Here is a 22,369-nt window from a genome sequence, read left to right as displayed (position 1 = left end):
CCGTGTCGCTTATTTCGCGTTCTGCGCCAGCCAGGCATCGATCTCCGGCAGGCGCGCCGCATTCACCTTGACGCGGTCCTGGATCGACGCGATCGCCGCATCGACGTCGCCGCGCGCGCTGGCGGCCAGGTTGGCGCCGGCATAGGCGTTCAGCTTGCCGACCATGGCCGGGTCGGACGAACCGCCGGCCAGGCGCGCGAAGTAGCGGCTGCGCGAGGTGGCGTCGATACGCTGGTTGATCTTCTCCTGGTTGGCCAGGGCGAAGTCGAAGGCCATGTCCGGATGCTGCTGCGCCACCGCCGAGATCATGCCGGCGCTGGTGGTCAGGTCCGGCTCGTCGGTCAGGGCCAGCTTGAGCGCGCGTTCGGCCAGGGCGCGGTCGTCGGCGATGCCCAGCAACTGGTACAGGTTGGCCTTCAGCAGCGGCGTCTTTTCCGCTTTGGCGCGGGCGTGGAGGCTGTCCCAGGTGGCGGCGTCGGCGTGCTGCGCGACCACCGCCAGGATGGTCTTGCGCAGCGGGCCCGGCACGGCGGACGGGTCCTTGTCCATGGCGGCGTAGCGGCGGCGCGCTTCGGCGATGACCTTGGCGTCGCCCAGGTCGCTCAGCACGGCGATCAGCTGCGAGCGCAGGTTGGTGACGGTCGACGGCTCGCCCTGGCGTGCGCTCCAGCCGACTTGCGCCATCACCGGCGCCAGGCGCGCGATGGCGAAGGCGTCGAAGGCGCGCTGGCGTTCATTCCCAGCCGAATTCGTGCCCTGGTAGCGGCTGTGCAGGCCGGCGAACACGCCGGCGATGCGTGCCCACACCTGCGGCTCGGCGCCGGCCGGGGTAGCCTTGGCCAGCTCGAGCACGCTCGATGCCGGCTGCATCCCGGCCATGCCGAGCGCGGCGCTGTCGGCCAGCAGGCCGATCTGGTCGATCGGGGCCAGGGCCGCGAAGTTCTGTGCCAGCTGGGCGAATTCCTTGGGCGCGTACAGGGTGCGGTAATAGCCGCTCTGGCCGGCGTTGATGACGACGGCGCCGCAGCCCGGCACCGTGATCGTGCCTTTGCCGCCCGAAACGAGCGTGCGCGCTTCCTTGCCGTCGCCACCGATGCGGGCGATCACCGGCACGCGCCAGGCCAGCGGCTTCTTCTCCGGCCGGTCGCGCGAGAATTCTTCCTGGGTCAGGGCCACGCTGGTGCTGCCGTTGCTGCAGACCGGCGCGTCGACGCGGATCAAAGGCACGCCCGGCTGCAGCGTGAAGTCGTGGGCGATCGCGGTGACCGGCTTCTTCGCCGCCTTTTCGATCTGCTGCCACAGGTCGTCGGACACGGTGTTGCCGTAGGCATGGGCCTTCATGTAGGCACGCACGCCGTTGCGCCACGCGTCTTCGCCCACGTAGGCTTCGAGCATGCGGATCACCGCTTCGCCCTTCTGGTAGGTGATGACGTCGAAGGCCTGGCTGGCCTGCTCGACGGTCTCGATGTGCTGCACCACCGGGTGGGTGGCGGCGACCGAGTCGCGGCCCATGGCGGCATCGCGGCCGCCGACGGCATCCAGGTAGGTCTTCCATTCCGGGTGGGCGCGCGCCGTCATGCGGCTTTCCATCCAGGACGCAAAACCTTCGTTCAGCCACAGGTCGTCCCACCAGCGCATCGTGACCAGGTCGCCGAACCACTGGTGCGCCATCTCGTGGGCGGCCGTGGCGAACACTTCCTGGCGGTCGTGCTGGGTCGAGATCTTCGGATCCAGCAGCAGTGCGTATTCGAAGGTGAAGATCGCGCCCCAGTTTTCCATCGCGCCGAAGAACTGGCTCTGGCCCGGACCGGCGATGTTGTCGAGCTTGGGCAGCGGATAGCGCACGCCGAAGTAGTCGTTGTATTCGCGCAGGACGGTCTTCGAGGATTCCAGTGCGAAGGCGGCCTGGTCGAGGGCGCCGCGGCGCGTGATCACGCCCAGTTCGGTGTTGCCTTCCTTGGCGGTGGCGCGCTCGAAGTCGCCGACGCCCAGGAACAGCAGGTAGGTCGACATCTTCGGCGAGGTCGCGAAGGCGATGCGCTGGCGGCCGTCGGGCAGGGTGCCGGTGGTCGCCGCCGGCATGTTGCTGACTGCCATCTGGCCGGCCGGCACCGTGACCTCGAGCGAGAAGGTGGCCTTGTAGGCCGGCTCGTCCCACGACGGGATCATGCGGCGCGCGTCCGAGTTCTCGAACTGGGTGTACAGCGCGCGCTGCGGCTTGCCATCCGTGCCCGCATAGTCGAGCGAGAACAGGCCGACCGCCTGGGTGCCGATGGTGCCGCTGTAGTCGAGCGCCAGCTTGTACTGGCCGGGCGCCAGCGGACGTGCCAGCTTGAAGGTCGCGGTCTGGGCCTTGTCGTCGACGCTCACCGTGGCTGCCAGCGGGATGCCGCCGGCGGCCGGAGTGACGCTGGCGCCGGCGAACTTGAGGTCGGCCGCGTTCAGGGTGATGCTGTCGGTGGCCTTGGTGACGGTAAGCGTGATGGTGGCCTTGCCGCCGAAGCTGCCGGCGGCGGCGTCCGGGGTCAGGGCGATCTCGTAGTGGCTCGGGATGACGCCGCGCGGCAGCTGGGTGGTGGCTTCCACGCCGGCTTTGGCGGCGACTGGCGCGGCATGGACCTGGAGGGCGGGGACGGCGGCAAAGGCGAGGGCGACGGCTGCTGGGATGAGACTGCGATGCATGGGAAAGACCTGTCTTCTAATATGTATGTACGTCGAACTTGCACGGGCAGCGGCAAGGCCAACCTGCGAATCTAAGCGCTTCGTGCCATGGTGTCAACGCAGGCTTGCGTTATCATCGGCGCGCATCCAACCATCGACAAGACGACAGCAAGAGGAGACCCCCATGAAGCTTTACACCAGCGCCAGAGCCCCGAACCCACGCCGCGTGCTCATGTTCATCGCCGAAAAGAACATCGCCGGCATCGACCTGGTCCAGGTCGACCTGGGCCGGGGCCAGCACCGCAGCGACGCCTTCCTGGCGCTGAACCCGCTGGGCCAGGTGCCGGTACTGGAACTCGACGACGGCCGGCTGCTGTCGGAAACGCGCGCGATCTGCACCTACCTGGAGGGCCTGCAGCCGCAGCCGAACCTGATGGGCGAGGGCTTCGAGGAGCGCGCCTTCATCGAGATGATGGACCGGCGCTGCGAACTGCAACTGTTTCTCAGGATCGCCAACAGCGTGCGCCATTGCCATCCGGGCCTGGCGGCGCTGGAGCAGCCGCAGTTCGGCGAGTTCGGCGTGGCGCAGGGCCAGAAGATGCGCGAGACGGCGCGCTGGCTGGATGGGGTGCTGGCGAACCGGCCTTTCGTGGCGGGGGAGCGGTTCACGATTGCCGACATCACGGCGTTCTGCGCACTGGAGTTTGCGCGGGGCTTGATGAAGTTCCGGCCGGGGGACGAGGGGATGGGATGCTTGCAGAGCTGGCGGGATAGGGTGGCGGGGCGGGCTAGTGCCAAGGTATTCTGAGGGTTCGCCAACCTGAAACAACGTCGCCCCTGCGCAGGCAGGGGCCCAAGTTCGAGGCATAGCGCAAAACTTGGGCCCCTGCCTTCGCAGGGGCGACGTTCAATGGCAGCGGGCCAAAATAGGGAACGCTAGCCCACCCGCTTGTACCAGGGCCGATCCCCCTCGACCGCCTGGTAAGTCCGCGCATGCGCATCGGTCACCGACAAGGGCCGGTCCAGGCACAGCACGCCGAAGCGCGCCAGGCTGTCGTGGAACAGCCGCAGCACGCGCTGGCGCAGCACCGGGCCGAAATCGGCCAGCGCGTTGCAGCACACGATGGCCTGGAACTCGTTGAACGAGGCATCGGTCACCAGGCTGTACTGCGACCAGGTGATGCGCCGCCGCAGCTCGGGCTTGAGCCGGGCCTGGCCGTCGCGGATGTCGAAGTAGGAAACCAGGGACGCGGAGCCGCCACTCGCGGCGTATCGTCCTTGCGCGGCTTCAATTTCCGCGACCGGGATCGCGGCATCCAGCATCTCGGACACCATCTCTTCGTTGGCCAGCGTGGCGTGGATGTCGAGCCGGCCCAGGATGCCTTCCTCGGCCAGCAGGATCGCCAGCGTCCACGCCTCGCCCACGCCCGCGCATTCGGCCAGCCACACCCGCGGCACCGGCCAGCCGCGCAGCGACGGTGCCAGCACGCCGCGCAGGCGCGCCGCGTGCTCGGCATTGTCGAACAGCGCCGCCGGCGGCACCGACAGCGCGCGCAGCACGGCGCCGGCGGCATCGCCGTGGTGCAGCACCTGTTCCTGCAGCCCGGACAGGGTGGCGGCACCCTGGGCCGCCATGGCCATGCCCAGCTTGCGCCGGAGGGCAGGGCGGTCGTAGGCGCGGAAATCGTGGCCGAAGCGCTGGAACACCGCTTCCAGCAGCAACTCGGTTTCCAGCTCCTCGATCGCCAGCCCGGCCGCGAGGCCGGTCCAGCTGCCCACCGCTGACGCCGCCGGCAAGATTGCCGCAGTCATCGATGCAGCCATCAGTGGAGCCAGACCCGCATCATCGACAGCAGCTGCGCCACATCGACCGGCTTGGTGATGTAGTCGGAGGCGCCGGCGGCGATGCACTTGTCGCGGTCACCCTTCATCGCCTTCGCGGTCAGGGTGATGATCGGCAGCGACTTGAACTTCGGGATACGGCGGATGGCGCGCATGGTGTCGTAGCCGTCCATCTCCGGCATCATGATGTCCATCAGGACGATCTCGATGGTCGGGTCCTTTTCCAGCACCTCGATGCCGTCGCGGCCGTTCTCGGCGAACAGCACCTGCATCTGCTGGCGCTCCAGCAGCGAGGACAGGGCGAAGATGTTGCGCAGGTCGTCGTCGACGATCAGCACCTTGCGGCCGGCCAGGCCGCCATCCAGCGCGTGGATCTCTTCCAGCATCTTGCGCTGCGCGTCCGGCAGGCTGGCCTGCGAACGGTGCAGGAACAGCGCGGTCTCGTCCAGCAGGCGTTCCGGCGAGCGCGCATCCTTGACCACGATGGTCTTGGCGTAGCGTTTCAGCTTGGTGACGTCCTTGCGCGACAGTTCCTTGGCCGTGTAGATCACGATCGGCAGGTCGCGCAGCTGCGGCAGCTTGCCGATCTGGTCGAGCAGGTCGAAGCCGGAAATGTCGGGCAGGGTCAGGTCCAGCACCATGCAGTCGAACTGGTGTTCGCTCAGGGCCGTCATCGCCGCCGCGCCGGTTTCCACGGTCACGATGTGGACGTCGGCGTCGCCGATCAGCGAGACGATCGACTCGCGCTGGGCCATGTCGTCCTCGACCACCAGCAGCGAACGCTTGCCGCCCATCAGGAACTTCTGGATGCGCTTGAATTCTTCCTGCAGCGCCTCGCGGCTGACCGGCTTGTTGATGTACGAGATCGCTCCCTGGCGCAGCGCACGCTCGCGCTCGCGCAGGGCCGACAGCACGTGCACCGGGATGTGGCGCGTGCTCGGGTCGCGCTTCAGGCGGTCCAGCACGGTCAGGCCGTCGATGTCCGGCAAGTCGATGTCGAGCAGGATCGCCGACGGCAGGTAGTCGCGGGCCAGCGACAGCGCCGAATCGCCGCGGTAGGTGACGATGCCCTTGAAGTTCTTTTCGCGGGCGAAGTCGAGCAGGGTCTTGGCGAAGCGCTCGTCGTCCTCCACGATCAGCACCGACGGGTCGCCCGGGGCGATCAGGCCGCGGTCGTCCAGCAGCGTCGCGTATTCGATCACGCCGGTGGAGACGTCGGTGACGGTCACGGTCGGCACGGTGGCGACTTCGTGTTCCAGCTCGGCTTCCGGCGCGCTGGCCTGGACCGGTTGCACCACAGGGGCCGAGGAGGCCAGTTGCGGCGGCGCGAAACGGGCCGGCTGCGGCTGGCGGGTCTGCTCGTAGTTGATGAAGCCGGCGCGGTTGTACGGCAGGTACAGCGTGAAGGTCGAACCGAGGTTGACGGTCGACTCGACGCGGATCTCGCCGCCCAGCAGGCGCGCCAGTTCACGCGAGATCGACAGGCCCAGGCCGGTGCCGCCGTACTTGCGGGCGGTCGAGCCGTCGGCCTGCTGGAAGGCTTCGAAGATCAGCTGCAGCTTGTCGGACGGGATGCCGACGCCGGTATCGCGCACCGAGAACGCCAGCACCGCATCGGCGTGCAGCAGGTGCGGGTGGTCGGCGGTCCAGCCGCTGGTGACCAGGCTGATGCTCAGGGCGACCTGGCCGTGGCTGGTGAACTTGAACGCATTCGACAGCAGGTTCTTCAAGACCTGCTGCAGGCGCGTGGTGTCGGTCATCAGCGCGGTCGGCAGGTTGTCCGCCAGGTCGACCTGGAAGCCGAGGTGCTTGGCTTCGGCCATGTGGCGGAAGGTGCGGTCGACGTAGTTGCGCAGGTTGGAGAAGCGGTATTCCGACACGTCCAGCGTGACCGTGCCCGACTCGATCTTCGACAGGTCGAGAATGTCGTTAATCAGGGTCAGCAAGTCGGAACCGGAGCCGTGGATGGTCTTCGCGAATTCCACCTGCTTGCCCGACAGGTTGCCTTCCGGGTTATCGGAGAGCTGCTGCGCCAGGATCAGGAGCGAGTTCAGCGGCGTACGCAGTTCGTGCGACATATTGGCCAGGAACTCGGACTTGTACTTGGAGGACAGCGCCAGCTGGGTCGCCTTTTCTTCCAGCGCCAGTTTGGCCTGTTCCACCTCGCGGTTCTTGCGTTCCACCTCGATGTTCTGCTCGGACAGCAGGCGCGCCTTTTCCGCCAGTTCCTGGTTGGTCTGCTGCAGTTCCTGCGCCAGCGACTGCGACTGGGTCAGCAGCGACTCGGTACGGCTGTTCGCCTCGATGGTGTTCAGCACCACGCCGATCGATTCCATCAGCTGGTCGAGGAAGGACAGGTGGGTTTCGGTGAAACGGTCCAGCGACGCGATCTCGATGACGGCCTTGACCTGCTGTTCGAACAGGATCGGCAGCACCACGATGTTGGTCGGGGGCGCCGCGCCCAGGCCCGACGACACCTGGATGTAGTCGCGCGGGACGTCGGTCAGCCAGATGCGGCTCTTCTCGAGCGCGCACTGGCCCACCAGGCCTTCGCCCGGCAGGAAGGAGGTCGGCAGCTTGCGGCTGGAGCGATAGCCGTACGAGGCGATCATGCGCAGGCGTGCATCGGCATCCTGCGAATCCATCATGTAGAACACGCCGTGGTGGGCCGAGATCAGCGGCGCCAGTTCGGACAGGATCAGCTTGGTCACCGCCTGCAGGTCGCGCTGGCCCTGCAGCAGTCGCGTGAATCGCGCCAGGTTGGTCTTCAGCCAGTCCTGCTGCGCGTTCTTCTGCGTAGTCTCCTTCAGGTTGCGGATCATCTCGTTGATGTTGTCCTTCAGGTAGGACATCTCGCCGCGCGCTTCCACGGTAATCGAGCGCGAAAGATCGCCGCGCGTCACCGCCGTCGCCACTTCACCGATCGCACGCATCTGGTTGGTGAGGTTTGCCGCCAGCTGGTTCACGTTCTCGGTCAAGTCCTTCCAGGTACCGGCGACGCCGGACACGTTCGCCTGGCCGCCCAGCTTGCCTTCGGTACCCACCTCACGCGCCACGCGGGTCACCTCGGATGCGAACGAGGACAGCTGGTCCACCATCACGTTGATGGTGTCCTTCAGTTCCAGGATCTCGCCCTTCACGTCCACAGTAATCTTCTTGGACAGGTCGCCGCGCGCCACCGCGGTCGTCACCGCCGCGATGTTACGCACCTGGCCGGTCAGGTTGGATGCCATGAAGTTCACGTTGTCGGTCAAGTCCTTCCAGGTACCGCCGACGCCCGGCACGTAGGCCTGGCCGCCGAGCTTGCCTTCGGTACCCACCTCGCGCGCCACGCGGGTCACCTCGGATGCGAACGAGGACAGCTGGTCCACCATCACGTTGATGGTGTTCTTCAGTTCCAGGATCTCGCCCTTCACGTCCACGGTGATCTTCTTGGACAGGTCGCCGTTCGCCACCGCGGTCGTCACGTCCGCGATGTTACGCACCTGTGCCGTCAGGTTACCCGCCATCGAGTTGACGCCGTCGGTCAGGTCTTTCCAGGTGCCGGCGACGCCCGGCACGTTCGCCTGGCCGCCCAGCTTGCCTTCGGTACCCACTTCACGCGCCACGCGGGTCACCTCGGATGCGAAGGAGTTCAGCTGGTCCACCATCACGTTGATGGTGTTCTTCAGTTCCAGGATCTCGCCCTTCACGTCCACCGTGATCTTCTTGGACAGGTCGCCGTTCGCCACCGCGGTGGTCACGTCCGCGATGTTACGCACCTGGCCGGTCAGGTTACCGGCCATCGAGTTCACCGAGTCGGTCAAGTCCTTCCAGGTACCGGCCACGCCCTTCACCTGCGCCTGGCCGCCCAGCTTGCCCTCGGTACCGACTTCACGCGCCACGCGGGTCACCTCGGACGAGAACGAGGACAGCTGGTCCACCATCACGTTGATGGTGTTCTTCAGTTCCAGAATCTCGCCCTTCACGTCCACCGTGATCTTCTTGGACAGGTCGCCGTTCGCCACCGCGGTCGTCACGGTAGCGATGTTGCGCACCTGGCCGGTCAGGTTGGAGGCCATGAAGTTCACGTTGTCGGTCAAGTCCTTCCAGGTACCGCCGACGCCCGGCACGTAGGCCTGGCCGCCGAGTTTGCCCTCGGTACCCACCTCGCGCGCCACGCGGGTCACTTCGGATGCGAAGGAGCGCAGCTGGTCCACCATCACGTTGATGGTGTCCTTCAGCTGCAGGATCTCGCCGCGCACGTCCACGGTGATCTTCTTGGACAGGTCGCCGTTCGCCACCGCGGTGGTCACCTCGGCGATGTTACGCACCTGCGAGGTCAGGTTACCCGCCATCGAGTTCACCGAGTCGGTCAAGTCCTTCCAGGTACCGGCCACGCCCTTCACCTGCGCCTGGCCGCCCAGCTTGCCCTCGGTACCCACTTCACGTGCCACGCGCGTCACCTCGGACGAGAACGAGGACAGCTGTTCCACCATGGTGTTCGCGGTCGTCGCCGCGCGCAGGTACTGGCCTTTCAGCGGGTGTCCGTCGACTTCCAGGGCCATGGTCTGCGACAGGTCGCCTTTCGCCACGGCGCCGATGACGCGCGCCATCTCGGTGGTCGGGCGCACCAGGTCGTCGATCAGGGTGTTGACCGAGCTGATGATCGTGGCCCAGCCGCCGACCACGCCCGGTACGTCGGCGCGCTGGGTCAGGTGGCCTTCGCGGCCGACCACGCGCGACACCTCGGTCACCGTCTCGACCATTTTTTCCTTGGTCTCGATGATGTCGTTCAGGGTATCGGCGATCTTGCCGGAGACGCCAGTCCAGTCGGACGGCATACGCACCGAGAAGTCGCCTTTTTTCAAGGCCATCAGCGTGGACAGCAAGAGCTTGACATCGAGCTGTTCAGCCATGTCAGTCATGTTATTCATTGACTTGGATTCCTCTGAATGGGAAGTAGGTATGGTGGTAAGACAGGGGAGGCGGGAAACCGGCGGCAGTCCGGGGCGGGCAGGGCGGCGTTGTGGTGTGCACGTGCGGGCAAGATGTTCTAGACGGACGCGGGTTTGTTAAATTTCAGAAAAACGCCAAAGATACTCTTGTACTCGATCAAGTCAAGCTTGTTTGGAAGCAATATAGCGGCTCGGCAACGGCTTCGTGCTATTCTTGCAATAAATACTTGTGGATAGGAAATTTCGATTGGGCAATTCGCGCGATCTTAGATGAAATTCGCCACCCGGCGCGCACGATTGACAACGCACTGGTGTTCAATAACTGCGAATTGCCGAGCCAGCATGAATAAATCGATCATTTTTCGTGCTTTTTGGTTACAACTCAACTAGCATATGAGCTGTCGTTACATCAATAGCCCGGGGGACATATGACAGGCGCAGAACTGGACGAACTGTTGCATCGGGAAACGGCGGCGAGCTGGGGGGAAGCCCTGTTCGGTGTCGGCCGGCGCTATGGTTTCGAGAAAGTGCTGTTCGGTATGTCCGGTTCGCGCCATGCGCGTCTGGACAATGCCTTTATACAGAGTAATTATCCGAGCGTCTGGCGCGAGCGCTACGATGCCGAGCGCTACGCCTATGTCGACCCGACCGTCACCCATTGCCTGGCCAGTACCTTGCCGATCGTGTGGCAGCCGGACCTGTTCCGCAGCCAGACCCAGCGCACGCTGTACGAGGAAAGCTGCAGCCACGGCCTGCGTGCCGGCGTCAGTTTTCCGATCCATGGACCGAGCGGCGAATTCGGGATGCTGACGTTTGCCACCGGCGCAGCGGCGGATGGGGCGTTTACGCGTCACGCCAACGCCAGCCTGTCCGACCTGGCGCTGGTGCGCGACTATGCGTTTGCAACCGGGGTGCGGTTTTCTCCGCAGACGGGGCAGGAAGTGGCGCCGCGCCTGACCCCGCGTGAGCTCGAAGTGCTCAACTGGGTCATGGTGGGCAAGTCATCGTGGGAAATTTCAAAGATAACCAGCTGTTCCGAGGCGACGGTGAATTTCCACATGGGTAATATCAGGCAGAAATTCAACGTCAACACTCGGCAACAGGCGGTGGTGAGGGCGATCTCCCTCGGCTTGATTACCCCAGAAGATCACCATCGTTGAGCTTGCCGTTGACATAGAGCTTCAACAGCAGGGCCACCGGTGCCGGGATCGCCAACCCGGTTTCGAAACGGCTGCCGCTCGATTGCGTGACCCCGAAGCGGCCCCAGAACTTCTCCTGGCTTTCGCGCTTGCTGACCCGGTACTTTTTCAGGTCATGGATGGAGAGCGCCGCTGACGCCAGTGGTTTTACGCCTACGCCGGTAAACGGTTCTCGCAGGCTTGCTTCGGTAACGAAATCATTAGCCATCGCCGCTCCTCCAAGGAAAAATGTGTGAGAAACAAGTATTCCATGCATTATTCATTTCGAGTCCTAGCAATACTGCTAGTTCCCGTAGGCATGTAAATACGGCGAATTTTGTAACCAAGTTTATCGTTTGATCTGCATCAATAAGAACGTATAAGTTAGTGCCCACATCGTTGCGGTTTGCTCATTGTTGGCTGCACCGGCATGGCCGCCTTCAGTGTTTTCCCAGTACAAAACGTCGTGGCCCTGCTCGCACATGCGCGCCGCCATTTTGCGTGCATGGCCCGGATGGACGCGGTCGTCGCGCGTAGACGTGGTGAAAAAGACGCGTGGATATTGTTTTTCTGCCGATACGTTCTGGTAAGGCGAATATTGGCGGATGACGTCCCACTCGGCCGGATCGTCGGGATCGCCATACTCGCCCATCCACGATGCGCCGGCCAGTAACTGGTGGTATCTGCGCATGTCCAGCAGCGGCACCTGGCACACCACGCCGTTGAACAGGTCGGGACGCTGGGTCAGCACGGCGCCAACCAGCAAGCCGCCATTGCTGCCGCCCATGATACCGAGGTGCTGCGGGCTGGTGATATTGCGTCGGATCAGATCCTGCGCCACCGCGATGAAGTCGTCGAAGGCATTCTGGCGCTTGTCCTTGAGCGCGCCCTGGTGCCAGCGCGGCCCGAACTCGCCGCCGCCGCGGATATTGGCCAATACGTACACGCCGCCCTGCTCCAGCCAGGCGGCGCCGGTGATGCCGCTGTAGAAGGGCGTCAGCGAGACTTCGAAGCCGCCATAGCCGTACAACAGCGTCGGGTTGTTGCCGTCCTGCTGCGCATCCTTGCCGATCACGACGAAGTAGGGAACCATGGTGCCGTCCTTCGACTTGGCCGCGAACTGCTTGACCGTGAACGGGCTGGCGTCGAAGAAGGCCGGCATCGCCTTCAGCGGCTGGCGCGCGTTGCTGACGCTTTCGCTGCCTGCTTCGCACAGGTACAGGGTGCTCGGCGTCAGGAAGTCGGTGACGGTCAGGAAGTACTGGTCGGAGTCGAATTCGTCGACGCTGGAAACGCCGAGCGCACCCATGCCCGGGGTGGCGATGTCGCGCGTGCGCCAGTATTGGCCGCTGCGGGTCAATTCGACGATGCGGTTCTTGACCTTGTCGAGGATGGTCAGGAGGATCGTGTTGCGGGTGGCGGACACGCCGTCCAGCGACATGGTCGGGCTGGGCGTGAACAGCGCGTCGAAGGCTTGTTCGCCGGCCATGAAGCGCTCGAAGTCCATGGCCAGCAGGCTGCCCTGCGGCCAGGTGGTGGCGCCGGTGGTCCAGTCCGAGCGCAGTTCGACCACGAACTGGTCGCGCACCGTGAAGGCATTCGCATCATCGGGTTTCGGCAGTTTGACCAGCTGGCCGCCGCGGCGCAGGAACATCTCGCTGCTGTAGAAGCCGATCTGGCGCTGCACGAAGTCATGCTCGTAGTCGGGCGTCGGATCGTGCCAGGCCGAGGCCGAGAGATCGTCGGGCTCGGCTTCGTACACGGTCGTGGCGGCCTCGAGAGGGGTGCCGCGCTTCCATTCCTTGACGATGCGCGGATAGCCCGAGCTGGTCATCGAGCCTTCTCCGAAGTCGGTGGCGACGAACAGGGTGTCGATGTCGATCCAGGCGGTGCTGCTCTTGGCTTCCGGCAGGGTGAAGCCGCCGGCCACGAACTGGCGGCCGGCCAGGTCGAATTCGCGCACCACGTGGGCATCGCCGCCGCCGCGCGACAGCGAGACCAGCGCGCGCATGCCGTCGGGCTTCAGTGTCGAGACGCCGGCCCAGACCCAGTTCTCGTCTTCGTCGCGCGCCAGCTGGTCGAGGTCGAGCACGGTTTCCCATTGCGGTTCCGGCTCGCGGTAGCTGTCCAGGGTGGTGCGGCGCCAGATGCCGCGCGGGTGCTCGGCATCGCGCCAGAAGTTGTAGAACAGGCCGTTGTGGCGCCCGACGTAGGGAATCCGCTCCTTCGAATCGAGGATGGCCTTCAGGCGCGTACGCAGTGCGGCGTAGCCGGGCCGGGCCGTGAGTTCCTGTTCGCTCTCGGCGTTGCGCTCGCGTACCCAGGCGAGGGCTTCGTCGGAGGCGACTTCCTCCAGCCACAGGTTGGGGTCGTCGTGGTCCTGGCCCGGCAGCTGGCCTTGCGCGGCTTGGTCTTGCATGATGGATCCTGTTCTCGATAATGTCTTGATGACGCCATCTTAACAACAACCAGCTAGTTGCCGCATTGCAATGTAAGACGGGTGGTAGCGTCGAACCGGCGGCCGGCCTGGCACTCTACCGCCGCCTTGTCATAAGTAGTATCCTTCGGGCGTCCACTCCACGCTCATCACCATGCCTTCCGCGATCACCCCCGGCCTCCTCATCCTGCACGGCAACCAGATGGAATTGCTGCGCGCCGCCGTCTTCGACTGGCTGCGCAACCACCCGCTGGGACCGCTGGAAGAGGAAATCGTGCTGGTGCAGTCGAACGGCGTCGCCGAATGGCTGAAGATCGCGCTGGCCGAGGACATGGGCGTGTGCGCCGCCACCCGGGTGGCGCTGCCGGCGCGCTTCCTGTGGCAGTCCTACCGCGGCATGCTGGGTCCGGAGCGGGTGCCGAGCCGCTCGCCCTTCGACAAGGATGCACTCACCTGGCGCCTGATGCGCCTGCTGCCCGAGCTGCTGCAAAAGGAAAAATTCGAACCGCTGCGCCACTTCCTGCAGGACGGCGACCCGGAGCGCCGCCTGCAGCTGGCCGAGCGCCTGGCCGACCTGTACGACCAGTACCAGGTGTACCGTGCCGACTGGCTGACCGACTGGGCCGAACACCGCGACCAGTTGCGCCGTCCGGGCGGCGACCCGGTGCCGCTGGCGCCCGACCAGTGCTGGCAGGCCCAGCTCTGGCGCGAGATCCACGAAAGCATGCCGCCCGAACGGCGCTGGTCGGGCCGCGCCACCATCCACCAGCAATTCATGGCCGCGGTCGAGGAAGAGCGCCAGCCGGTGCAGCGCCTGCCGCGCCGCGTGGTGCTGTTCGGGATGTCGACCCTGCCTTACCAGACCATCCAGGCGGTGGCCGGCCTGTCGCGCTACACCCAGGTGCTGCTGGCGGTGCCGAACCCCTGCCAGTTCTACTGGGGCGACATCTGCGAAGGGCGCGAGCTGCTGCGCGCCGCCTATAAGCGCCAGCAGGCCAAGAACGGCACCAGCCTGGCCGACATCCCGCCGGAACAGATGCACGCCCACTGCCACCCGCTGCTGGCCAGCTGGGGCCGGCAGGGGCGCGACTTCATCCGGATGCTGGACGAATTCGACAACGGCGAAGCCAGCAAATTCGCCAACATGCGGGTCGATTTGTTCTCGGACGAGGAAGGCGCGTGCCTGCTGAACCAGGTGCAGGGCGCGATCCGCGACCTGGTGCCGCTGGCCGAGCATGCCTGGGAAGCGCCGCCGCCGGACGACCGCTCGATCGAATTCCACATCGCCCACAGCGCCCAGCGCGAAGTCGAGGTGCTGCACGACCAGTTGCTGTCCTGGTTCGCCGAGGACAGGGAGGAGCCGCTGCGTCCGCGCGACGTGGTCGTCATGATGCCCGACATCGAGACCTTCTCGGCCGCGATCCACGCCGTGTTCGACCAGCACAAGCGCAACGACCCGCGCTATATCCCGTTCGAGATCGGCGACGTCAAGGACCGCAGCGTGAATCCGCTGCTGGTGGCGCTCGAATGGCTGCTGCGCCTGCCGCAGCAGCGCTGCCGCCAGAGCGAGGTGCGCGACCTGCTCGACGTGCCGGCCGTGGCCAAGCGCTTCGGCATCGAGGAAGACGACCTGGCCATCCTCGGCCACTGGATCGAAGGCGCCAGCGTACGCTGGGGCCTGGATGCGCGCCACCGCGCCGGCCTCGGCCTGGGTTCGGCCGGCGAACAGAATTCCTGGCTGTTCGGCATCCGGCGCATGTTATTGGGGTATGCCACCGGGGCCGGGGCCAGCTTCAACGACATCGAGCCGTATGCGGAAGTCGGCGGACTCGATGCCGCGCTGGCCGGCTCGCTGGCCGAACTGGTCGAGGCGCTGCTGGCCTGGCGCGAGCAGCTCGATGGGAATCTCCGGCCGATGGAGTGGGGCGCCCGTGCCCGCGCGATGATGGCGCGCTTCTTCCGTGCCACCGACGACGACGACCGCCGGATGCTGCACCAGCTCGAGGACGCGCTGCAATGCTGGCTCGAGATCTGCGAGAACGCGCTGTTCGACGAACCGGTGCCGCTCGCCGTGATGCGCGAAGCCTGGCTCGGCGAGCTGGACCAGCCGGCGCTGACCCACCAGTTCGTGTCCGGCGGCGTCACCTTCTGCACCCTGATGCCGATGCGCGCCGTGCCCTTCCGCGTGGTGTGCCTGCTCGGCATGAACGACGGCGATTTCCCGCGCCGCGCCCAGCAATCCGACTTCGATCTGCTGGCGATGCCGGGGATGGGCCGCCCGGGCGACCGCTCGCGCCGCGACGACGACCGCTACCTGATGCTGGAAGCGCTGCTGGCCGCGCGCGACAAGCTGTATGTGAGCTGGGTCGGACGCAACGTGCGCGACAATACCGAGCAGCCGGCTTCGGTGCTGGTGTCGCAGCTGCGCGACTACCTCGCGGCCGGCTGGCACATGGACGTCGGCATGCTGACCACGGTGCATGCGCTGCAGCCGTTCTCGCGCCGCTACTTCGAGCGCGGCGGCCTGCTGACCTATGCCGGCGAATGGCGCTCGGCGCACCGCGAGCTCGAGGGTGGCGAACGTGAAGGCGAGGCCGGGATCGAGGACAGGCGCGAGGACAGCGTACTGCCGCCCTACGAACTGGAACCCGACTACCGCCTCAAGCTGGGCGAACTGGCCGGTTTCCTGCGCCAGCCGGCGCGCTACTTCTTCCGGCGCCGCCTCGGCGTCCACTTCGGCCAGCTCGAAGTGGTGGGCGAGGACGAGGAACCGTTCTCGCTCGACGCGCTCGAGCGCTATCTTTTAGAGGATACGCTGCTCGACGACAGCGGCACCCAGGAAACCCAGGACGAGGTGCGCCAGGTGCTGGCCACGCGCGCCGGCCGCCTGGCGCGCGAAGGCGTGCTGCCGATCGGCCTGATCGGGCGCCAGTGGCAGCAGCAGCTGGTCGACGAGCTGGTGCCGGTGCGTTCCGCCTGGCTGGCGCTGGGGGCGCGCTATCCGCAGCCGGCGCCGAAGCTGGCGGTCAGCCTCGATCTGGACGGCATTCTGCTGGACGACTGGATCGACCGCCTGCGCAGCAGCGACGAGCGCAGCGTGTGGCTGATGCAGATCTCGTCCAAGGTGCTCGACCGCAAGGGCGCGCCGCGTGGCGACAAGCTGATCGGGCCGTGGCTGCGCCAGCTGGCGGCCGGTGCCGCCGCCGGCGACCATGCGGCGCTTACCGGCTACCTGGTGGCGCGCGACGGCATCGTCGAGATGGCGCCGATCGCGCAGCACGTGGCGCTGGCCACGCTGGGGCAACTGGCCGCGCTGTGGCGGCGCAACCTCGACCATCCGCTGCCGGTGGCCTGCAAGACCGCGCTGGCGCAGCTGACGGACGGCGATCCGCGCGAAACCTACGACGGCGGCTTCGAACTCGCTGGCGAGGTGGATGACCGCTGCCTGGCGCGCCTGTGGCCGGAATTCGCGCTGCTGCGCGCGGCCGGCGGCTGGCCGGACGTGGCCGAGGCGCTGTACGGACCGCTGGTGGCCTGGCTGAATGAAGGCGTGACGGTGACCCGTTTCGAGGGAGGCGAGGCATGAGCCAGCTCCTCGACGCCCTGAACTTCCCGCTGCACGGCTCGCGCCTGATCGAAGCCAGCGCCGGCACCGGCAAGACCTGGACCATCGCCGCGCTCTACCTGCGCCTGGTCCTCGGCCATGGTACGAAAAATGGTGAGGATACCGGTAGCCTGTGGGATCAGCCGGAAGAGCCGAGCGCCTTCGTGCGCCCGCTGCTGCCGCCCGAAATCCTGGTGATGACTTTTACGCGCGCGGCCACGCGCGAGCTGTCCAACCGCGTGCGCGAGCGCCTGGTGCAGGCGGCGGCCTACTTCCGCGGCGAAGCGGAACACGACGATCCCTACCTGGAAGCGCTGTCCGACAGCTACCTCGACGATGCCGAGCGCGAACGCGCCGCGCACCGCCTGGTGCTGGCCGCCGAGACCATGGACGAAGCGGCCATCTTCACCATCGATGCCTGGTGCCAGCGCATGCTGCGCGAACACGCCTTCGACAGCGGCAGCCTGTTCGACGAGGAACTTGTCAGCGACGAGCGCGGGCTGTTCGAGGATGCCGCCCACGATTACTGGCGCCAGCAGGTCTATCCCTTGAACGGTACGGCACTCAAGGTGCTGCTGTCGGCCTTTGCCGACGTCGAGCTGCTCAAGCGCGCGGTGCGCGAGCTGGTCGGGCGTGCCGACACCTTGGGAGGCGAGAGCGAAGAACCGCTGGGCGCGCTGATCGCCCGCATCGAGCGCGAACAGAAGGCCGAGCTGGCGCGCTTGAAGGAAGGCTGGCATGACCGTGCCAACGCGATGGAGAGCTGGATCGCAGCCCAGCGCGAGCGCCATCCGAAAGCCTTCAACGGCAACAAGATGCGTCCGGATTCGCTGGTGAAGTGGTTCGAGGCGCTGCGCAGCTGGGCCGCCGACCCGGCGCGCCACCTGCCGGACCTGCCCGAGACCGCGTGGCGCCGCCTGACGCCGGACGGTATCGCCGATGCGTACAGCAAGGACTTCAGCGCCGACGTGCCCGCGTGCTTCGACCATACCTGCGCGCTGCAGGAAGGCTTGCAGGCCATCGCGCCGCTGTCGCACGCGCTGCTGCGCCATGCCGCCGGCCAGATCGCGCGCCGCATGGCCGACCTCAAGCGCCGCAACCGCCAGTTCGGCTTCGCCGACATGCTGGTACGGTTGAAGGATGCGCTGGAGGGGCCCAACGGCGAAGCGCTGCGCAAGCGCATCCTCGACCAGTTCCCGGTGGCGATGGTCGATGAATTCCAGGACACCTCGCCCGACCAGTACCGTATTTTCGACCTGCTGTACCGGGTCGAGGCGAATGACCCCACGCGCGGCCTGTTCCTGATCGGCGATCCCAAGCAGTCGATCTACGGTTTCCGCGGCGCCGACATCCACAGCTACCTGTCGGCGCGGCGCGCCACCACCGGCCGCCATTACCAGCTCGGCACCAACTACCGCTCGACCGCGCAGCTGGTGGGGGCGGTCAACCGCCTGTTCCACTACGCCGAGCAGGGCTACGCCGCGGGCGCGTTCAAGTTCAGGAACGGAGAAGAGAACCCGCTGCCTTTCGAACCGGTCGAAGCGGCCGGCCGCCGCCAGCAGCTGGTCGGCGTCGACGGCCCCTACCAGGCGCTGGCGGTGGCCGCCACCGAGCGCGACGACCTGCGCACCGAGGATTACCGCGATTTCTTCGCCCACCACTGCGCCGAGCACATCGTCACGCTGCTGAACGATGCGCGCGTCGGATTCGCCGACGACGAAGGGCATGTCGAGCGCCTGATGCCGGCCGATATCGCAATCCTGGTGCGCGACCGCCGCGAAGCGACGGCGATCCGGCGCGCGCTGGCGCAGCGCAAGGTGCCGAGCGTCTACCTGTCCGACCAGGATTCCGTGGTCGAGAGCGAGGAAGCGGCGGACGTGCTGCGTTGGCTGCAGGCGGTCGCCAATCCCCTAGATGGCTCCCTGGCGCGCGCCGCCTTCGCCACCGCCACCTGCGCGCTGCCGCTGGCCGAGCTGGCGCGCTTGGCCAGCGACGAGCAGGCTTGGGAAAGCCGGGTCGAGCAGCTGAAAGCCCTGCACCAGACCTGGCAGCGCCAGGGCGTGCTGGCGATGCTGCGCCGCTTCATCCACGAACTCGGCCTGCCGGCCAAGCTGCTGGGCCTGGGCGGCGGCGAGCGCCGCCTGACCAACCTGCTGCACCTGGCCGAACTGCTGCAGGAAGCCAGCCGCGAACTGGATGGCGAGCAGGCGCTGGTGCGCTGGTTCGCCGAGCAGATCGAGGGCATGGGCGAGGGTGGCGACGAACGCGTGCTGCGCCTGGAGAGCGACGCCGAGCTGGTGAAGGTGGTCACGGTGCACAAGTCCAAGGGCCTCGAATACCCGCTGGTCTACCTGCCGTTCGCGGTCACCGCGCGCAAGACCGACCGCCGCAACCGCGCCTTTTTCGAATACGTGGAAGAGGGCCGGCGCCGCATCGACCTGGCCCTGAGCGACGAAGCGCTGGCCGCGGTCGACCGTGCGCGCCTGGAAGAAGACCTGCGCCTGCTGTACGTGGCGCTGACGCGCGCGCGCCACTTCCTGTGGCTGGGCGTGGCCGCGGTGGCGGCCGGGCGCAAGGGCGAGAACCGCCTGCACGAATCGGCGCTCGGCTACCTGCTGACCGGCGGCGAGCCGGTGATGGCGTCCAGCATGCGCGAGCGCTGGGACAGCTTGCGAGGCAGCGGTGACAACGGCGCGGAGGGGATCGAACTGCACACCCTGGAGGCGCCGGAAGGCTGCACGGTGCTGCGCCGCGAGGACGTACGGCCTGAATTGATCGAAGCGCCGGCCTACCGCGCCGCCTTCGAACGCAACTGGGCGGTCGGCTCCTTTACGTCGCTGACGCGCCAGACCGTGGCGCCGCCGCAGCGCGCCCAGGAAGAAAACCTGATGGAAGAGGCCGAGCCGGGCACGGTGGAAGTGCTGCACGCCGACGACGCGCCCTGGCACCGCTTCCCGCGCGGCGCCGGGCCCGGCAACTTCCTGCACGAGCGCCTCGAGTGGATGGCCACCGAGGGCTTCCACCGCATCGACGAGGAGGCCTACCTGGCGATGCTGTCGCAGCGGATCGAGCGCGCCGGCTGGGCCAACCGCCGCGAGGACGCCATCGCCTGGCTGCGCACGGTCGCCACCACGACCCTGCCGCCGCTGGAAGCCTCGCTGGCGGAACTGTCGGAACAGGGTCCGCTGCTGGCCGAGATGGAATTCTGGTTCCCCAGCCGCCAGCTCGACGTCGGCGCGCTCGACCGCCTGTGCCGCAAGCGCCTGCTCGGCAACGTGCAGCGTCCGGTGCTGCCCGAGCGCCAGCTGCACGGCATGCTGAAGGGCTTCATGGACCTGGTGTTCGAGGCCGACGGCCGCTACTGGGTGCTGGACTACAAGTCGAATGCGCTCGGTCCGGGCGACGCCGCCTACACCAGGTCGGCGATGGCGGCCGGCATGGCCGGGCACCGCTACGACATCCAGGGCGCCATCTACATGCTGGCGCTGCACCGCCTGCTGCGCGCGCGTCTGGGCGACGAGTACCGGCCCGAAGAGCAGCTGGGCGGGGCGGTATTCCTGTTCCTGCGCGGGATCGCCAACCCGGCCACCCACGGTTGCTACCTGCTGGAGCCCGACCTCGAACTGCTCGATGGCCTGGACCGCCTGCTGGGCGAAGGAATGAACGGATGAACGCCGACCTCACGATCGACACCCACGCCGCCTTCTGGCAGGAAGTCGAACGCCTGACCGAGGCGGGCGAACTGCGCCGCCTGTCCGGCGCCTTTGCGCGCTTCGTGGCAACACTCGGTGCCACGTCGCCGGCGGTACTGTTGGCGGCGCTGGTGCTGTCCGAACTGGAAGGGCGCGGCCACAGCTGCCTGCTGCTGGCCGACCTGGTCGACGATCCGGTCGGGCTGCTGGGCTGGCTTGATGAAGACTGGAAGGCCTTGGCCAAGGCAGCCAAGCCGCTGCCGAAGAGCGTCAAGGGCTGGACCGCGCAACTGGCCGCCTGCGAGCCGGTATGGCACCAGGCCGACAGCTTCGACTACGGCCAGCCGCTGGTGCTGGCCGGCGCCGAGCGCGATACGCGCCTCTACCTGCGCCGCTACTGGCGCGACGAAACCCTGGTCGCGCGCACCGTCCGCGAACGCGCCCGCGAACGCCATCCGGTCGACGCGCGCCTGGTGCGCACCTGGCTCGACGTGCTGTTCGTCTCTCCGCGCGCGCGCAACCCTGCGGACGGGCCGGACTGGCAGAAGCTGGCCTGCGCGATCGCGCTGCGCGGTTCGGTCGCGATCATTACCGGCGGCCCCGGCACCGGCAAGACCTACACGGTGGCGCGCCTGCTGGCGCTGCTGTTCGCGACCGCGCCGGATGCCGCGCGCCAGCGCGTGGCGCTGGCCGCACCGACCGGCAAGGCCGCGGCGCGCCTGAAACAGTCGATCGACAAGGCGCTCGGCGAACTGGCCGAACGCGTCGGCGAAGCGCTGCCGCTGCGCGAACTGACCGCGCGCATGGGCGCCGCGCGCACGCTGCATTCGCTGCTGGGCGCGCGTCCCGACACCCGCATCTTTGCCCACAACAAGGGCAACCCGCTCGATATCGACGTGCTGATCGTCGACGAAGCCTCGATGGTCCACCTCGAGATGATGGCCTCGCTGCTGGACGCGCTGCCGCCGGGTGCCACCCTGATCCTGCTGGGCGACAAGGACCAGCTGGCGTCGGTGGAAGCCGGCGCCGTGCTGGGCGACCTGTGCCACGACGCCCAGGGCGGCCACTACGACGCCGACACCCTGGCCTACGTGATGGAAGCCAGCGGCGAGACCATTCCGCCGGAGTTTGCCGGCGACGGCGGTGCGCTGGCCCAGCAGACCGTCATGCTGCGCCACAGCCGCCGCTTCGGCGGGCCGATCGGACAGCTGGCGCTGGCGGTCAACCGCGGCGACGTCGAGGCGGCGCTCGCGGTGCTGCGCGCCGGCGGCCCGGAGGGCGAGGTAAGCTGGATCGAGCACGCCCACCAGCACCATGTGATCGCCCTTGCCGGCGATGGCTATCGTCCCTACCTGCAGCTGCTGCGCAACGGCCCCGGCGCCGCTGCCCACGAAGACTGGGTGCGCGCCGTGCTGCAGAGCTTCGAGGCCTTCCGCATCCTGTGCGCGGTGCGCGAGGGCGAGTGGGGCGTCGAGGGGTTGAACACGGCGATCGAGACGCGCCTCGACCACGCCGGCCTGATCCGGCGCGGCGGCGACTGGTACGTCGGGCGCCCGGTGATGGTGACCCGCAACGACTACGGCACCGGCGTCTTCAACGGCGACATCGGCCTGACCCTGCCCGATCCGGCGCGTCCGGACTCGCTGCGGGTCTGGTTCCTGGAAGGCGACAAGGTCCGCAGCGTGCTGGCCACGCGCCTGCGCCACGTCGAGACCGCGTATGCGATGACGGTGCACAAATCGCAGGGCTCGGAATTCGCGCACACGGTGCTGGCGCTGCCGAGGGAGGGCGGGGCGGTGCTGGCGCGCGAACTGGTCTACACCGGCATCACCCGCGCCAGCCGGCGCTTTACCCTGGTCACGCCGGGCGCGGCAGTACTGGGCGAAGCGATCCTGCGCCGGACCCACCGCGCCAGCGGCTTGCGCGGCATGGTCGAAGCGCGGCAATAAGCGCGCATGGACATCAAGCGGGCATAAGATATTAAGAACGCGCAAGGCGCAAACCGATTATTTGATTTC

10 protein-coding genes are annotated in these 22,369 nt (G+C 66.9%); 5 read left to right on the top strand and 5 right to left on the bottom strand.

From position 1 onward, the window contains the following. Positions 1-9: 9 nt before the first annotated feature. Positions 10-2,682, bottom strand: coding sequence for a M1 family metallopeptidase (locus tag U1H99_RS20280; protein ID WP_323143520.1), 2,673 nt, complete (start codon positions 2,680-2,682; stop codon positions 10-12). A gap of 163 nt (positions 2,683-2,845) precedes the next feature. On the opposite strand from U1H99_RS20280, the gene U1H99_RS20275 reads away from it, so the two are divergent. Further along, complete coding sequence (locus tag U1H99_RS20275) at positions 2,846-3,469, top strand: glutathione S-transferase family protein (RefSeq protein WP_323143519.1); 624 nt, start codon at positions 2,846-2,848, stop codon at positions 3,467-3,469. Between the two features lie 128 nt (positions 3,470-3,597). Here the strand turns inward: U1H99_RS20275 and U1H99_RS20270 are convergent, their stop codons facing one another. Then, positions 3,598-4,473, bottom strand: a complete 876-nt coding sequence (locus U1H99_RS20270) for a CheR family methyltransferase (protein ID WP_323143518.1) — start codon at positions 4,471-4,473, stop codon at positions 3,598-3,600. Between the two features lie 11 nt (positions 4,474-4,484). Continuing rightward, positions 4,485-9,419 (bottom strand): hybrid sensor histidine kinase/response regulator, encoded by a 4,935-nt coding sequence (locus U1H99_RS20265; RefSeq protein WP_323143517.1) that lies wholly within the window; start codon positions 9,417-9,419, stop codon positions 4,485-4,487. Positions 9,420-9,868: 449 nt separating this feature from the next. Here U1H99_RS20265 and U1H99_RS20260 point away from each other — a divergent pair, with 449 nt between their 5' ends. Then, a complete protein-coding gene (locus U1H99_RS20260) occupies positions 9,869-10,600 on the top strand; it encodes a helix-turn-helix transcriptional regulator (RefSeq protein WP_323143516.1) in 732 nt (243 codons plus the stop codon). Here the strand turns inward: U1H99_RS20260 and U1H99_RS20255 are convergent. After that, the gene (locus tag U1H99_RS20255) at positions 10,575-10,847 is read right to left on the bottom strand and encodes a helix-turn-helix domain-containing protein (protein ID WP_323143515.1); all 273 of its coding nucleotides are present in this window, start codon (positions 10,845-10,847) and stop codon (positions 10,575-10,577) included. The two genes, U1H99_RS20260 and U1H99_RS20255, sit on opposite strands and share 26 nt — an antisense overlap. Before the next feature lie 120 nt (positions 10,848-10,967). Continuing rightward, positions 10,968-13,037, bottom strand: a complete 2,070-nt coding sequence (locus tag U1H99_RS20250) for a prolyl oligopeptidase family serine peptidase (protein WP_323143514.1) — start codon at positions 13,035-13,037, stop codon at positions 10,968-10,970. 172 nt (positions 13,038-13,209) lie between these two features. Here U1H99_RS20250 and recC point away from each other — a divergent pair, with 172 nt between their 5' ends. From recC to recD, 3 genes are read left to right on the top strand one after another with little or no spacing between them, the layout of a single operon-like run. After that, complete coding sequence (gene recC, locus U1H99_RS20245) at positions 13,210-16,641, top strand: exodeoxyribonuclease V subunit gamma (RefSeq protein WP_323143513.1); 3,432 nt, start codon at positions 13,210-13,212, stop codon at positions 16,639-16,641. After that, positions 16,638-20,330 carry an exodeoxyribonuclease V subunit beta gene (recB, locus tag U1H99_RS20240; protein ID WP_323143512.1) on the top strand — a complete coding sequence of 1,231 codons (3,693 nt, stop codon included), beginning with the start codon at positions 16,638-16,640 and terminating at the stop codon, positions 20,328-20,330. The genes recC and recB overlap by 4 nt, the downstream gene beginning before the upstream one ends. Continuing rightward, a complete protein-coding gene (gene recD, locus U1H99_RS20235; protein WP_323143511.1) occupies positions 20,327-22,300 on the top strand; it encodes an exodeoxyribonuclease V subunit alpha in 1,974 nt (657 codons plus the stop codon). Before recB ends, recD begins: the two co-directional genes overlap by 4 nt. The last annotated feature ends 69 nt before the right edge of the window (positions 22,301-22,369 follow it).

The sequence above is a fragment of the Massilia phyllosphaerae genome (assembly GCF_034659755.1).
Lineage (GTDB): Bacteria > Pseudomonadota > Gammaproteobacteria > Burkholderiales > Burkholderiaceae_D > Telluria > Telluria phyllosphaerae.
This window is presented reverse-complemented; position numbering and strand designations above follow the sequence as displayed.

Coding starts and splice junctions, on each gene's coding strand:
- U1H99_RS20280 (WP_323143520.1), bottom strand. CDS start 2,682: ATGCATCGCAGTCTCATCCCAGCAGCCGTCGCCCTCGCCTTTGCCGCC.
- U1H99_RS20275 (WP_323143519.1), top strand. CDS start 2,846: ATGAAGCTTTACACCAGCGCCAGAGCCCCGAACCCACGCCGCGTGCTC.
- U1H99_RS20270 (WP_323143518.1), bottom strand. CDS start 4,473: ATGACTGCGGCAATCTTGCCGGCGGCGTCAGCGGTGGGCAGCTGGACC.
- U1H99_RS20265 (WP_323143517.1), bottom strand. CDS start 9,419: ATGAATAACATGACTGACATGGCTGAACAGCTCGATGTCAAGCTCTTG.
- U1H99_RS20260 (WP_323143516.1), top strand. CDS start 9,869: ATGACAGGCGCAGAACTGGACGAACTGTTGCATCGGGAAACGGCGGCG.
- U1H99_RS20255 (WP_323143515.1), bottom strand. CDS start 10,847: ATGGCTAATGATTTCGTTACCGAAGCAAGCCTGCGAGAACCGTTTACC.
- U1H99_RS20250 (WP_323143514.1), bottom strand. CDS start 13,037: ATGCAAGACCAAGCCGCGCAAGGCCAGCTGCCGGGCCAGGACCACGAC.
- recC (WP_323143513.1), top strand. CDS start 13,210: ATGCCTTCCGCGATCACCCCCGGCCTCCTCATCCTGCACGGCAACCAG.
- recB (WP_323143512.1), top strand. CDS start 16,638: ATGAGCCAGCTCCTCGACGCCCTGAACTTCCCGCTGCACGGCTCGCGC.
- recD (WP_323143511.1), top strand. CDS start 20,327: ATGAACGCCGACCTCACGATCGACACCCACGCCGCCTTCTGGCAGGAA.